Origin of the sequence: Litorilituus sediminis (genome assembly GCF_004295665.1) — a bacterium.
GTDB classification, from domain to species: domain Bacteria; phylum Pseudomonadota; class Gammaproteobacteria; order Enterobacterales; family Alteromonadaceae; genus Colwellia; species Colwellia sediminis.
In genome coordinates, this window is sequence record NZ_CP034759.1 from 3,491,841 (window position 1) to 3,505,481 (window position 13,641).

Annotated in this window: 12 protein-coding genes; 6 read left to right on the top strand and 6 right to left on the bottom strand. The window is 40.8% G+C overall.

Annotated elements, in window-relative coordinates; translation table 11 throughout:
- Positions 1-38 precede the first annotated feature (38 nt).
- The 3 genes from EMK97_RS15520 (at position 39) to EMK97_RS15530 (ending at position 3,649) form a co-directional block, all read left to right on the top strand.
- Positions 39-260 carry a FeoA family protein gene (locus EMK97_RS15520; RefSeq protein WP_130603700.1) on the top strand — a complete coding sequence of 74 codons (222 nt, stop codon included), beginning with the start codon at positions 39-41 and terminating at the stop codon, positions 258-260.
- Between the two features lie 27 nt (positions 261-287).
- Positions 288-2,450: a ferrous iron transport protein B gene (feoB, locus tag EMK97_RS15525; protein ID WP_130603701.1), complete on the top strand. Its 2,163-nt coding sequence runs from the start codon at positions 288-290 to the stop codon at positions 2,448-2,450.
- A 167-nt stretch (positions 2,451-2,617) separates the two neighbouring features.
- Positions 2,618-3,649, top strand: a complete 1,032-nt coding sequence (locus tag EMK97_RS15530; RefSeq protein WP_130603702.1) for an ATP-dependent 6-phosphofructokinase — start codon at positions 2,618-2,620, stop codon at positions 3,647-3,649.
- Between the two features lie 16 nt (positions 3,650-3,665).
- On the opposite strand, the gene EMK97_RS15535 is transcribed toward EMK97_RS15530, so the two are convergent.
- From EMK97_RS15535 to EMK97_RS15560, 6 genes are all read right to left on the bottom strand, one after another.
- Positions 3,666-4,769, bottom strand: coding sequence for a phosphotransferase enzyme family protein (locus tag EMK97_RS15535; RefSeq protein WP_130603703.1), 1,104 nt, complete (start codon positions 4,767-4,769; stop codon positions 3,666-3,668).
- A 220-nt stretch (positions 4,770-4,989) separates the two neighbouring features.
- A complete protein-coding gene (locus tag EMK97_RS15540) occupies positions 4,990-6,303 on the bottom strand; it encodes an ATP-binding protein (RefSeq protein WP_130603704.1) in 1,314 nt (437 codons plus the stop codon).
- A gap of 9 nt (positions 6,304-6,312) precedes the next feature.
- The gene (locus tag EMK97_RS15545) at positions 6,313-7,023 is read right to left on the bottom strand and encodes a response regulator (protein ID WP_130603705.1); all 711 of its coding nucleotides are present in this window, start codon (positions 7,021-7,023) and stop codon (positions 6,313-6,315) included.
- Between the two features lie 19 nt (positions 7,024-7,042).
- Entirely contained in the window at positions 7,043-7,525 is a 483-nt protein-coding gene (locus EMK97_RS15550; RefSeq protein WP_130603706.1) for a DUF3019 domain-containing protein, read from the bottom strand.
- Positions 7,515-8,432: a MipA/OmpV family protein gene (locus EMK97_RS15555; RefSeq protein ID WP_130603707.1), complete on the bottom strand. Its 918-nt coding sequence runs from the start codon at positions 8,430-8,432 to the stop codon at positions 7,515-7,517. The genes EMK97_RS15550 and EMK97_RS15555 overlap by 11 nt, the downstream gene beginning before the upstream one ends.
- A 116-nt stretch (positions 8,433-8,548) precedes the next feature.
- The gene (locus EMK97_RS15560) at positions 8,549-10,621 is read right to left on the bottom strand and encodes a TonB-dependent receptor plug domain-containing protein (RefSeq protein WP_130603708.1); all 2,073 of its coding nucleotides are present in this window, start codon (positions 10,619-10,621) and stop codon (positions 8,549-8,551) included.
- A gap of 268 nt (positions 10,622-10,889) precedes the next feature.
- On the opposite strand from EMK97_RS15560, the gene EMK97_RS15565 reads away from it, so the two are divergent.
- The 3 genes from EMK97_RS15565 (at position 10,890) to EMK97_RS15575 (ending at position 13,621) form a co-directional block, all read left to right on the top strand.
- Positions 10,890-12,095, top strand: a complete 1,206-nt coding sequence (locus EMK97_RS15565; RefSeq protein ID WP_130603709.1) for an acyl-CoA dehydrogenase — start codon at positions 10,890-10,892, stop codon at positions 12,093-12,095.
- 123 nt (positions 12,096-12,218) lie between these two features.
- Positions 12,219-12,752: a dihydrofolate reductase family protein gene (locus EMK97_RS15570; protein WP_130603710.1), complete on the top strand. Its 534-nt coding sequence runs from the start codon at positions 12,219-12,221 to the stop codon at positions 12,750-12,752.
- A gap of 128 nt (positions 12,753-12,880) precedes the next feature.
- A complete protein-coding gene (locus EMK97_RS15575; protein ID WP_130603711.1) occupies positions 12,881-13,621 on the top strand; it encodes a class I SAM-dependent methyltransferase in 741 nt (246 codons plus the stop codon).
- Positions 13,622-13,641: the final 20 nt, after the last annotated feature.

The following is a 13,641-nucleotide window of genomic DNA, read 5'->3' on the forward strand; positions in this document are numbered from 1 at the left end:
AAAGTAATTCTCATTCACTGTTTGTATTGGGCTCAGTTATGACCTTAGCAGATTTGCCAAAAAATACGCGCGTAAAAATTGCCGCCTTACCTGACGATGAAGCCATTGCTGCTCAGCTGCTTGAGCAGGGCTTTGCTTTACGTACTGAAGTATCTCTTGCCCATAAAGCACCTTTTAATGGCCCTTTAGCATTTCGTTTACACAACACTAAAATTAGTTTGCAGCGCGATATTGCTGCGCAAATTAAAGTGGATGCTTAGCCGTTTCTTTATCTATAGGTTTATTTCATGACTCGCTGCAAGCATTATGCTCTTGTCGGCTTTGCCAATTCAGGTAAAAGCACATTATTTAACGCCCTGCAACGCGATGGCGCCGATACTAAGGCTAATATTAGTCAGCAAAAAGTGGGTAACTGGTCAGGTGTAACCGTTGCAGCCAAAAAAAACGCTTGTTCAATTGCTGGTGAAAGCGCCTTATTGACCGATTTACCAGGCTTAAACTCATTAAATCAGCATACAGAACAAGGCCAAGACCTGACCATATCACAAGAGTTTTTACAAACTAACGATATTGATTGTTTGATTAACGTGGTTGATGCCAACCAGTTAAGAAGACAACTGTATTTAACCAGCCAGCTATTAGAGTTAGGCGTACCTATGCTGGTGGTATTAAATAAAGTTGATAACTTAGATAACTTATCGATAGATATTGATATGTTGGCGCAGGAATTAAATTGTCCGGTTATTGCTATATCGGCAAAAAAGGAGCAGGGCTTAAGTAAAGTTCAGCAGCAGTTAAGTGAGATCACATCAGAAGCAACGGGCAGAAAACCACTTAACAACCAGCCTTTGTACACAGATGCCAGCATAGCGCCTAAAAGCAAAGAGAAGCTATCAAGTATTCAGGCTCGTCATGATTATGTCGCTGATATGCTGGCAAGAGCAAAGGCTTCGCAATCAGAGTCTGCAAGCTTTTCTGATAAATTAGATAATTTTGTTTTGCATCCGCTGACTGGTGTTCCAGTGTTTTTACTGATGATGTATTTGCTGTTTATGTTTGCTATTAATGTTGGCGGCGCCTTTATTGATTTCTTTGATATTCTCAGTGGTACATTATTTGTTGCTTATCCTTTAGATATTTTAAGTCCGTTAAATTTACCTGCGTGGATAACCACCATAGTGGAAGGTTTAGGTAGCGGCTTACAAACAGTAGCAACCTTTATCCCTATTGTTGCCTGCCTGTTTATTGGTTTGTCGTTATTAGAGTCATCAGGCTATTTGGCTAGAGCTGCCTTTGTTGTTGACAGTGTAATGCAAAAGATAGGTTTACCAGGTAAAGCTTTTGTTCCCCTAATTGTTGGCTTTGGCTGTACTGTACCGGCAGTCATGTCTACGCGAGTACTAGATAGTGAGCGAGAGCGTATCACTACCGTGATGATGTCACCCTTTATGTCATGTGGGGCAAGACTGCCTGTTTACGCATTATTTGCTGCGGCATTTTTCCCTGATAATGGTCAAAACTTAGTCTTTTTACTGTATTTAATTGGTATTGCCGCCGCTATTTTTACCGGGTTTTTATTAAAGAAAACTGTGTTAGCAGGTAGCAGTTCATTAAATATAATGGAGCTGCCAAAATATGAAGTACCAGCCCTAATGGATATCAGTAAACGAGTTTGGCAACGTACTAAAGGCTTTGTAACTGGAGCTGGTAAAACAATTGTTATCGTGGTTTGCTTGCTTAACTTTTTAAACTCTATTGGCAGCGATGGCCAGTTTGGTCATCAGGACAGTGAGCAATCGATTTTAAGCCAAGGAGCTAAAGTGGTAATGCCAGTTTTAGCACCGTTAGGCGTAAAAGAAGAGAACTGGCAGGCTGGCGTTGGTATTATTACCGGGATTTTTGCTAAAGAAGTATTAGTGGCCACCTTTAATAATTTATATTCTCCGCAGGATGGTGAAGAAGAGTCTGCCCCTTCGCTAGTTGACAGTTGGCATGAAGCCATTGGCACAATTAAAGAGAATTTATTAGGTATAGCACCGGAAGATCCTTTAAGCATGTCGGTTGGTGAAGTTAGTGATTTATCTGTAGCTGCACAAGAGCAAGAGGTAGAGGTTAGTACTTACCATATTATGCAGGCAGCCTTTGCTGGTAAGCTAGGCGCATTTAGCTACTTATTATTTATTTTGCTGTATACCCCTTGTGTTGCGGCAATGGGGGCGATAAAAAGTGAGGTAGGTAGCCGTTGGGCAAGTTTTGCAGCCCTATGGAGTTTTACTCTGGCTTATTTAACAGCGACTTTATGCTATCAAGTGGGCACTTTTTTCAGCTCACCTGTTAGCTCAAGCGTAGCAATTATGCTTGTTATAGCTGCATTTGCCGCCATTTACTATTGGTTAAAGTATCAAGGACAAAAGATCCTCACCTTAAGTGTCAAAGTTACCTATAGCTAGTTGAAATCTAAACATGATGATAAAAGCTGATAGTGCCTTAGGTGTTATCAGCTTTTTTATGCGCGAGCTAATAAGTTGGACATAGTTACTTGCAATGCATTATAGCAATTTGGTATTAGTGTCAGGTGTATTAAAAAGAAAAGTCTGTTGTGGCAAAAGGAAGAGGTATGACAAAAGCGAATATGAAACGTATTGGTATTTTAACGAGTGGCGGTGATGCACCAGGTATGAATGCTGCAATTCGCTCTGTGGTTTTAGCTGCACATCATTACCATATTGACGTTGTTGGTTTTTATCACGGTTACAATGGTTTAATTGAGCCTGAATACGTGCAGCAAAGTAAAGTGCTCACCTTAGCTGATGTTAATGGCATTATTCATTGTGGTGGCACTATTTTAAAAAGTGCCCGTTGTCCTAAAATGCATACAGAGCAAGGCTTGCAAGCTGCTGCAGATACCTTAGCTGCAGAAAATATCGATGCTTTAGTGGTCGTTGGAGGTGATGGCTCCTTTACTGGCCTTATAGCCTTACAAGCATATTGGCAAGGTCAGGTTATAGGGATTCCAGGCACCATAGATAATGACTTAGCTGGTACTGACTTTACCATTGGCTTTGCTACAGCGGTTAATACTGCTATTGAGGCAATAGATAAAATACGTGATACCGCAGATGCCTTTGAACGCGCTTTTATTGTTGAACTTATGGGACGACACAGTGGCCATATCACTTTTAATGTTGGTATTGCTTGTGCCGCAGAGCAGGTGCTTTCATTTGAAAACTTTTCACCGCAGCATGCCACGCAAACCTTAGTGACTATTGCTAAAGAAATAAAGCAAGCGCAACAAGAACGTCATTCTAGCTATATTATTGTTATTGCCGAAAATCTATGGCAAGGCGGCGCCACGGCATTAGCACAGCAATTGCAACAACAAGGAATAGAGTGCACCGCTTGTGTTTTAGGGCATATTCAGCGAGGTGGCTCACCTGTGGCAAAAGACAGGATTTTAGCGACTAAAATGGGTGTTGCCGCAGTACAAGCACTCATATCAAGCAAAAGTAATATTATGATTGCTGAGCAGCACAGTGCTATGTGCCATATAACGTTAGCAGAGGCGATAAAGCAGGGTAAATTGGTAAGTCAGCAGTTAGTTGATGCTCAGCAGAATATTTTAGCACTGACTGCGCAAACTCAGTGCTAAGTTGATAAGTAGTAAGCTAGCTAGCTTTGGTTAATTGATATTGCGCAAGCTCGCGTAGTTTCGGCTCTGCTTGTGTTACTAACTTGTATAGTTGAATTTGGCTTATCGCTCTATCTAAGTTGTGGTTCTCTCGGCTAACATGAAAATAGTTATCGCCATTAAGGTGATCGGTTAAAAATCGCGTGCCAATAATAAAGGGTAGTAAACGTGCGCCAATAATAAGACTTTCACGCTCTAATGGTGTCATTTTATCGCCAAAGGTATTTTGATAATTAATGATGAGCGCTTGAAAAATATCGAGATTTAACTCCATTTCCTCAGTACTGGTATCATCTTCAGCTAGATTACTACAGCAAGTACGTACCATATCGCCAAAGTCATGCATTAGTAGGCCTGGCATGCAGGTATCTAAGTCAATAACAGCACATGGTTGATTGCTTGCACGTGAGAATAATAGGTTGTTTATCTTGGTGTCATTATGAGTAACATGCACAGGTAATTTGTCACTAATACTGATAACTTGTTCGATAAATGCTTGTTGTTCAAAACAAAAATCAACCAAATACTGACATTGGGCTAAACGATTACAGTGATCATCTGCCACAGCTTGTGTTAGCTGTGCCATTCTAAAGCGAATATCGTGAAAGTCTTTAATGATAACGGTTAATTTTTCAGCGGAAAAATCAGATAAAGTACAACTAAATTGCGCAAATGCTTGGGCAACCAAGGCTGCTTGCTCAGGTGTTGATACTTGCTCAAGCGTGTGAGATTCAGGAATAAACTCCATTAAGCGCCAGTAGTAATCATTAACCTTGACAGCGCTGTCACCAGCATTGCTTAATAATTGCTTTGGCACCTGTAAAGGATACTCGTTCAGTAACTTTTGTTTAGCAAGGTAATCATTAATCAGCTGGGCATTTTGACATAGTGCAACTGGCTGTGGAAACACGTCATGATTGATTCTTTGTAAAACAAACTCATGCTCTGGCGTTGATAGCTTGTAGGTACTGTTGATATGGCCATTTCCTAATGGTGAGATGCTTGCCTGTGAAAAGTCATAAGCATAGTGCGTTAATAGTAGCGCTATATCCTGGCTAATTGATGAATTAAACTTATCCATATTATTGCTTTTATAAATCTATATTGAGGTTGTTCTTGCAGGGCTGATAGCAAGGTTGGTTAAAAGACCTTATTACGCTCCCAATGGTTTGTTACAACATTCTACATTTTTTTTATTGCGAATTGCAGTAGTTTTTTATTTGCAGCCCTCAAGGCGAGTCGGGAGAATGATTTTTGTCTGTTAGTTAGGCTAGCGTTACTTAGGTTAGCGTAGTAAGGCATTATTTATTCGGTAGAGTTAAGGTAAAGCAAGCCCCTGAAAATTGTTTACTGGCACTGGCTTTGATAGTGCCTTGGTGCCAATGCATTACTTTGGCACAAATGGCTAACCCTAAACCAAAGTGGCCATGCTCTCTTGGTCTTTCCGCATCTAATTTTACAAATGGTGTAAAGATAATATCTAGCTTATCTGGCGCAATACCCTTGCCATCATCTTCTATGGTGATGATAATTTTCTTTTGACGAATAAACAGGGTTATCAACACTTGGCTACGAGCATAGCTGATGGCATTAGACACTAAATTGGTTAAGGCTCGATAGCACCAATGGTAGTCGAGAGAGCAGGTTAGATTATCAGGCACAAGCGATACTAAGTCTAAGGTAATATCGTCTTGCGTTAATGGCTGACAATCAAAAATGACAGATTGTAATAACTCCTCAAGCACAACACTTTGTTTTTTAAGGTGTAGTGCTTGGCGCTCCATTGAGGCGTAGTCGAGAAAAGCGCTGGTCATATCTTCCATGCGGGTTAATTCATGATCCATACGGTTAAGGTAATGGTTCTTTTTTTCTAGCTTAGGGGTGTCAATTGCAGCCTCTAAACCAAAACGTAAACAAGCCATGGGGGTGCGAATATCATGGGATAAACTTCGCGCTAAAATTTTATTATCAGCCACCAGTTTTTCTATTTGCGCCGCCATATTATTAAAACTTTTCTCTAGCATTTTTATATAAGAAAAACGGCTGGGGTTGATGCGTGCGTCGAGTTGTCCTGCACCAATTTTTGCTGCTGCACTATTAAGTAAGTAAAGGCGTCTTGTTAAAGGAAATAGCCATAAAATCAAAATAATACAAATACCTAAGTAAAGCGCTAGCGTTAAAATAAAATTAAATGGACTATTGTGCTCTGGCTCAGCAGGTAAGTTGAGCTGTACTAAGTATTTGGGGTAAGCGCTGATTTCTTCCAACAAGTATTGTCGTTGATCACTCGCTAACAGTAGGCCACCCTTTAGTTTTAACTCTTTAGCAAGCGATTCTGGCAGTGCGACATTTTCTGCCAGCACTATGGTTGCCGAGACTTGATACTGCTGGGTTAATTGCGTTAATTTCGCGGGTAAATCTGCTTCAGTCGTTAAGTTGAGTTCTTCAACGAAGCCGTTAATGACTTGACGGTAAATAGAGACCAGCGCACTTGAGCTATCTTGTATGCTCTCTTGGGTTTGTTCAGCATATTCAGCAAGCTTGTCTAGGCCCCAGCCAATAAAAAACAGCGATCCTAATACGGTAAAGATAATACTCAGATACAGTGCGCGCATAAACGTTACTTATTCACTCTTTTGTGTATTATCTTGCCAGGCATCACTAACAAATAAGTAACCTTTGCCCCAAACCGTTTTAAATTTCTGTGGCTTTTGTGGGTCGTCATTAAAGGTTTTTCTTAACGTGGACAGCATAACATCAAAGCGGCGATCTTGGCCGTCATATTCGCGCTTTTTCAGTGCTTTAAATACTGAATCACGATCTACCACTGTGCCAGCTCGTTCTGCTAAATAGCTAAGGAATGAGAATAAACTTGTCGACAGGTCAATCTCTTTACCTTGATAGGTTACCCGCTTAGCGTCTTGATTGATACAAAGCTCGCCAAACACTAATTCCTGTGGTGAATGTGTTTGGCTTTGATTGCTACTAAGTTGTCTATTAATTCTTGCTAATAGGGCTCTTGGTCTGACAGGTTTTATTACATAGTCATCAGCGCCGGCTTCTAGGCCAATAACTTCATCAAATTCATCGGCGCGAGCCGTCAGCATAATAATGGGCAGTTGCTTATGCTGACGAATTAAACGACATACTTCGATGCCGTTTAAGCCGGGTAACATGACATCCAATAGCACTAAATCTATGGTGTGCTCTAATATAACATCCATTACTTGATCGCCTCTGGCGACATGAGTCACAGTGAACTCTTGTTCTTGTAGATATTCACGTACCCAAGTAGCTAAACTTATGTCATCTTCAACCAATAATATATGTGCCATAATAATTTCTCTTTTACGGTTAGAATAATCGCCAGCGACGTTTGCGACTTGTGCGCTTGTGAAGCCAGCTGACGGTTATATCTGTTTCTGCAATCACTTGACTGTTTGTCGGCGTTCTTAGTTGATAAATGACGCTTTCATTTGATTCAAATTCAAGCGCATATTGCGCTCGTGTTAAACCTTGCCAGCATTTTAATGCTTGCTCTTTACCTTGCTGATAAAGGCAAATGCTTTGGCTGTTTTCACTTTGCCAAGTTAGTTGTATGCTGGCAAAGCAATCCCTGCCTTGGCGCAGAGTGACGCATTGCGCCGGTTGAGCGACAAAGTTAACTTTGCTGACATCATTAAGCTTTGCTTGTTTATCTTTACTTACCTGTGCTAAAGCCGCGGCTAACGGCATATTGTCAGTTTGCACCTGACTATTTGCCCATACAGTGCTATGACTAAGATAAGCAAATATGGGTATTAATAAGGCAAATCCTTTGCCAGCACTAGAATACATAAAGTACCCCGACCATTACCTGAGTAATGTGATTAGTGTCGACAATAGGGCTATCTTTTACATTACTTGAAAAGATGCTGTGGGTAATACCGGTATTAAATGACCAATTGGCAGAGATTGGATGTTGTGCATAGATTTCTAGCTGGGTACGAAAGCCATCATCTGCGGTATATTCAGGTCTACCTTCTTTGACTTCGCTGGCGCTAACACCAATATAATAATCAACTATATTTTGGCTGTAATAAGTGAGTCCGGCGCCTAAATAAATGTCCCAGTTTCGATAGGGTAGTAAGTAACTATAGAAACTATCAAAGATAAAGCCTTGCACATGATCGCCATTTTCATCATCACCGGTATGAGCTGATGCTAAATCTAGGGTGAAAAGTGCATCTGGAAAATAATAGGAATATCTTAGCGCTATGCCTGCCGTACCATCTCGCTCGCGCAAGCCCTCAATAAGATCTTCATCGCCGCCGCCATATTCAATTAATGACTCTGAATCATAGCCCTGCATATAGGCTTTACCGATCAGATCTAGCTGCCAATTGTCTTTAACTAATAGTTGATAGCCAAATTCAATTCCGCCAAACAGCATGTTAGAGCGGCGTTGGTTACTTTGTAAAAAAAAGCCTTTATAAGATAAATCAACCAACACGCCCGGCATAAAATAGTGCCAAGGATCTTCTTGCTCTATACCGGCAATAATTTTCGGATCGTATACTACGGATAGATCTAAAATAAATTGCCATTCAAACTCATCTTTAACAACGGGGCCATTACTGTTTTGCTCAGCTGCTGTGTCGCTTGCTTGCTCGGTTTGCTCTGCATAGCTGTTAGGGCAAAAAATTAATGATAAAAAGCTCAGCAGCAAGGGAGCTATAATAGACAGTAATGTTTTGCGGATCATGAGCACGTATTATTAGTTAGAAAGTGACAACATGTTATCACAATGTAACTAAAACGTGCTTTATCCCGTGCTGCTTTATTGTTTAAAAAATGTAAGCGCCTTACTTAAGGCATCGCCTAAAAGGTCATTTTTAAACCTATATAAGGGAAGATGCCAATATTTTCTTCTCCTGAGATAGTGTAGTTTTCTGGGCTGTCGCCATCTTTTGGCTCATAATAGTAACCAGAGATATTTTCCTGTGCCATGGCATTGATCATTGCAAAGGTCCACTCGGCATTTTGTCCCCAGTATTGAGTGCTATACTTGGCCTCTAAATCTAATCTGTGATAAACAGGCAGTGTTTTCGAGTTAAGTTCGCCATAATTAGGTAAGTAGTGCTCGGGATAATCTGGGTTTTGCCTTAAGCCGACAATAGGCGTGTACTTGGCGCCACTTCGCAGGGTAAAGCGAAGACCAAAGTTCCATTGCTCGTTCAGCTGATAATTGGCAACTACATTGGCCAGTAGCGGGGTATCTAAGTAGTACTCGCTGGTAACCTTGGTAATATCATCGGTTCTTTCACTTTTTGACCAGCTCAGTGATGCCCAGCCATACCAGCCGTTATCTCGTTCGCGTTTAACTACCCACTCAACCCCTTGGGCATTGCCTGATAAATCATTGGTGTAACGCAAGTCGGCATTATCTGCATCTTCATCAACTGAGCGTGCTAGCTCGCCTAATTCTTTATGATAAATATCGATACTGGTAAACCATAAATCAGTGACTTGATATTCAAAGCCGAGCGAGTAATGCTCAGCTTGCGGTGATTTTATTTTCGGATTACCGATTTTTCTTAGTGCGGTTGATATATCGGGGAAGCGACTATAGCTACCGGCTTTGGCGGTAATGGTGAGATTGTCAGTGGTAAACCAGCTGAGTGAAAATCTCGGGTGAACAAAGCTTTGCTCGGTGTAATCATTACGCTCAGCACGAACGCCTAAAACCATTTGCCAGTGTGGGTTAATGTTCCAGGTTTCATCTAAATAGACGGCAATATTCTCAACACTTAAGTTAGTGTTATCCTGAATTCGTTCGCCTTTTTGTTCGTTACAGTCAGCATCGTGATCAGTACAGTAGTAGGGAATGATATCAAAGCTATAGTCAACATCAGTTTTGTTGTAATCCAAGCCAAAACCGAGTTTATGGTTTTCTAACCAGGCTAATTGATAGAAAAACCTTAGGCTATATTCTTCTTCATCAATTTTAATAAATTGTTCTTGGCCAAAATACTCATCGGTTTTTTCGACATTATGACCAGCGACTAAGTGCATAATTTTTTGTTCATCACCAAAGTACTGCCAAGAAAGGCTTTGACTGTCGAACTTAGTTTTCATTTTAAAATCGCCAATGGAGTCAGGATCGATGCGACCAGCTTCTGATTGCTCAGAAATATTAACGCCGCCAACATCACTTGCCCCAGCCGCACTAAAGGTTAACTTGTGCTTATCACCTGCTAGCCATTGATATTTTGCTTGATAGTCGTCACTAATGGGCGCTTTAAATATGGTATAGCCTTCATCTTCTTCGCCTTCTGGTAAGAATAAATGCATTTGACTACGGCGATACGATAGATAAAAGGCTTGATCTTCAGTGACTTCCCCTTCGAGCATAATGCCGCTTCTAAGCATACTTAAATCAAGGGTCGTGGTAATGTCTTGATGGCGAGGATCTCTTAATTGTACGTCAAAGATACCGCCGGTAGCATTGCCATATTCACTGCCAAAGGCAGCAGGGTGTAATTGAAAGTCACGAATAAGGTTTTCGTTAAAAATACTGTCGCCAAATAAGTGAAAAATATAACCCACCGGCATGTCATCGATATAAAAGGCATTATCTTCGGGAGATGAGCCGCGTACGGCTGGCTCACCACCGGCATCGCCACCCGCGTAAACTATGCCGGGCATACTATAAACCGCAGACAGCGGATCGCCACCAATACCTGCTACATTGAGCAGTAACTCTGTTTCTTCGGTCATTTCGGTATTGGCTTGATTGCGTCTACTGGTAACCTCAATCACTTCAATACCTTGGTCTTTTTTTCCTTTGCCGCTATCTGTGCCGTCACTCGATTGAGATTGAGCTAAGCTTTGTGGGCTAAGAAGAGCCGCGCTAATAGCAAAGGCTAGTGTTGATATGCTAAGAGTATTCATAATTTCCCTGATGTATTGAATGTGCGAGTTAGTGTCGTTAGGTTATAGCGATATTTTGCCGATAGGGGGTGTTTGTTTCAGTAACCTAAATGTCGAGAAACTGTCTGAGCTTGGTAAGAAAGTGTAAGAAGTGCTTAGGTTTGTTTGCGACAATGTTGCTGCATTTATTGTTCTATCGCATGATGTCGGCTGCTTTAAATTGACTTAGGGGGGATTTCAATTACTATTTCAGGCTCGATAGTTTCGCCAGTCAACAAGGGCAATATTTATGTCAACTACCTCTTCTCAAACAAAATCAGCTAAAAAAGTCGCCTTTAATTGGCAAGACCCTTTGTTATTGGATTCTTTGCTTAGTGAAGAAGAGCGCTTAATAAGAGATAGTGCTCATCAATATTGCCAAGAAAAATTGATGCCACGTATTTTAATGGCAAACCGAGACGAACACTTTGATGTTGATATTATGAAAGAGTTTGGCGAACTTGGTTTACTTGGGGCAACCATTGAAGAGAAGTATGGCTGCGCTAATGTAAACTACGTAAGTTACGGTTTAATTGCCCGAGAGGTAGAGCGTGTTGATAGCGGTTATCGCAGCGCTATGAGCGTACAATCATCTTTGGTTATGCATCCTATTCATGCTTACGGCAGCGAAGCGCAAAAAATGAAATATCTGCCCAAACTTGCGAGTGGTGAGTTTATTGGCTGTTTTGGTTTAACTGAGCCTAATTCAGGCTCAGATCCTGCCAGTATGGCAACAAAAGCGGTGAAGGTTGATGGTGGTTATCAAGTTAACGGCAGTAAAATGTGGATCACTAACTCACCGGTAGCTGACGTCTTTATTGTTTGGGCTAAACTTGATGATGTTATTCGTGGCTTTATTTTAGAGAAGGGCATGGCTGGCTTATCGGCACCTAAAATTGAAGGTAAGTTTTCATTACGGGCATCAATAACTGGCGAAATAGTGATGGATAACGTTTTTGTGCCAGAAGAGAATATGTTGCCGCATGCTAAAGGTTTATCAGGCCCGTTTGGCTGTTTAAATAAAGCACGCTACGGTATTGCTTGGGGGGCACTTGGTGCTGCAGAATTTTGCTGGCATGGCGCCAGACAATATACCTTAGATAGAGAGCAGTTTGGTAAACCGCTGGCCGCGACTCAGCTTATCCAGAAAAAACTTGCCGATATGCAAACTGAAATTAGCACAGGTTTACTTTCCTGTTTACAAGTTGGCCGACTAATGGACGCTAATGAGTTAGCGGTTGAAGCAATATCGTTGATAAAACGTAACTCATGTGGCAAAGCACTTGAAATAGCAAGACAAGCAAGAGATATGCATGGCGGTAATGGTATTAGTGATGAGTTTCATATTATTCGTCATGTTATGAATTTAGAAGCGGTTAATACCTATGAAGGCACCCATGATGTCCATGCACTTATTTTAGGTAGAGCGCAAACGGGTATACAGGCATTTTTCTAATAACCTCAGGTTTGCATAATAAATAGTGCTAAATCGAACTAAGTCAAGAGGTTATAGCTAGTTGAGGTTAATTATGTCACTGGATATTAATGGTAAATATAGGAGCAAATACAGGAATTAACTATGGCTAATATAGTTTATATCGCCACCAGTTTAGATGGTTATATTGCCGATGAAAATAATGCTGTTGATTGGCTGCATGAAGTTGATAACCCAGGTAATTCAGATTTAGGTTTTAGCGAACATATGGCAAGAGTCGATGCGCTGATTATGGGGAGAAATACCTTTGAGTTAGTTGCATCTTTTGCTGGCGATTGGCCTTATAGTAAACCTGTTTTTGTTTTATCTCATTCCCTAGAGCAACTTCCAGCGGACTATCAAGATAAAGCGAGCTTACTACAAGGTGATATTAAAGATATTGTCACTAATTTAAATCATGCGGGTTTTAAAAACTTATACATAGATGGCGGTGTCACCATACAAAATTTTCTCAAAGCAGATTTAATTGATGAAATGGTTATCACCACCATTCCAGTATTATTAGGCGGTGGAATTCCGCTATTTTCTCGTTTAACTAACAAGCTAAAATTTAGCTGTGTTAAGTCAGAGCTGCTGTTAAATAGCTTAGTAAAAAGTACTTTTGTTCGAGAACGTTAAGCTTTAGCTACATACCTTGAAACATCTTAGCGGCCATTGAAATAAAAGTTTGTTATAGACTGTCCTTATAGCAACAAATTAACCTGGTTTAATTTGTTGTGCAATTTTCATAGCCAAGGACAATAATAATGACAAAAAATACTTTAGCTAAAACATTCGCCAGCCTTTTGCTATTTGGCTTAGCCAGTGCTTCGACATTCAGTTTTGCCTTCGTTGATTTATCAAACCGTAGCGCTAGTGATATGGCGCAAGATGCAGGTAGAAAACCGATTGAAATAATTCAATTTGCCCAAGTAAAGCAAGGGGATAAGGTGCTGGATTTATTGGCCGGTGGCGGCTATTACTCAGAGCTATTATCACGAGCAGTAGGAGAGCAAGGGCGGGTAACCTTGCAGATTCCGAACGCTTACCTAACGTATGCCAAGAAAAGTTTAGATGAGCGACTTGCTAATAACCGACTCAAGAATGTTGATTATTTATTAAGTGAAGCTGATGATCTTAAGCTTAAAAGTCAGCAATATGATAGTGCCTTTTTGGTGTTAGGTTTTCACGATATGTTTTTTCAACAAGCGGGCTGGAACTTTAGCGCTGATGTAGTGATGCCTCAGGTACTCAAGTCGTTAAAGCCAGGCGGTAAACTCTTGGTTATTGATCATAATGCAGAAAAAGACTCGGGTATTCGTGATGTGCAAACTCTTCATCGCATAGAAGTTGATTTTGCCATTAAAGAGTTAGAGCAGCGTGGCTTTAAGCTCATTAAGCGCTCAAATATGTTAGAAAACCTTGCTGATGATTATACCCAATCGGTATTTACTCCTGAGCTGCGTAGAAAAACCGATCGCTTTGTTTTGCTATTTGAAAAAGTTTAGCACTATTTCTTATGCAAACC

What these genes read in the sequence shown, in the direction of transcription:
- feoB (WP_130603701.1), top strand. Translation starts at nt 288, where the DNA reads ATGACTCGCTGCAAGCATTATGCTCTTGTCGGCTTTGCCAATTCAGGT.
- EMK97_RS15575 (WP_130603711.1), top strand. Translation starts at nt 12,881, where the DNA reads ATGACAAAAAATACTTTAGCTAAAACATTCGCCAGCCTTTTGCTATTT.
- EMK97_RS15530 (WP_130603702.1), top strand. Translation starts at nt 2,618, where the DNA reads ATGACAAAAGCGAATATGAAACGTATTGGTATTTTAACGAGTGGCGGT.
- EMK97_RS15535 (WP_130603703.1), bottom strand. Translation starts at nt 4,769, where the DNA reads ATGGATAAGTTTAATTCATCAATTAGCCAGGATATAGCGCTACTATTA.
- EMK97_RS15565 (WP_130603709.1), top strand. Translation starts at nt 10,890, where the DNA reads ATGTCAACTACCTCTTCTCAAACAAAATCAGCTAAAAAAGTCGCCTTT.
- EMK97_RS15550 (WP_130603706.1), bottom strand. Translation starts at nt 7,525, where the DNA reads ATGTATTCTAGTGCTGGCAAAGGATTTGCCTTATTAATACCCATATTT.
- EMK97_RS15560 (WP_130603708.1), bottom strand. Translation starts at nt 10,621, where the DNA reads ATGAATACTCTTAGCATATCAACACTAGCCTTTGCTATTAGCGCGGCT.
- EMK97_RS15570 (WP_130603710.1), top strand. Translation starts at nt 12,219, where the DNA reads ATGGCTAATATAGTTTATATCGCCACCAGTTTAGATGGTTATATTGCC.
- EMK97_RS15520 (WP_130603700.1), top strand. Translation starts at nt 39, where the DNA reads ATGACCTTAGCAGATTTGCCAAAAAATACGCGCGTAAAAATTGCCGCC.
- EMK97_RS15555 (WP_130603707.1), bottom strand. Translation starts at nt 8,432, where the DNA reads ATGATCCGCAAAACATTACTGTCTATTATAGCTCCCTTGCTGCTGAGC.
- EMK97_RS15540 (WP_130603704.1), bottom strand. Translation starts at nt 6,303, where the DNA reads ATGCGCGCACTGTATCTGAGTATTATCTTTACCGTATTAGGATCGCTG.
- EMK97_RS15545 (WP_130603705.1), bottom strand. Translation starts at nt 7,023, where the DNA reads ATGGCACATATATTATTGGTTGAAGATGACATAAGTTTAGCTACTTGG.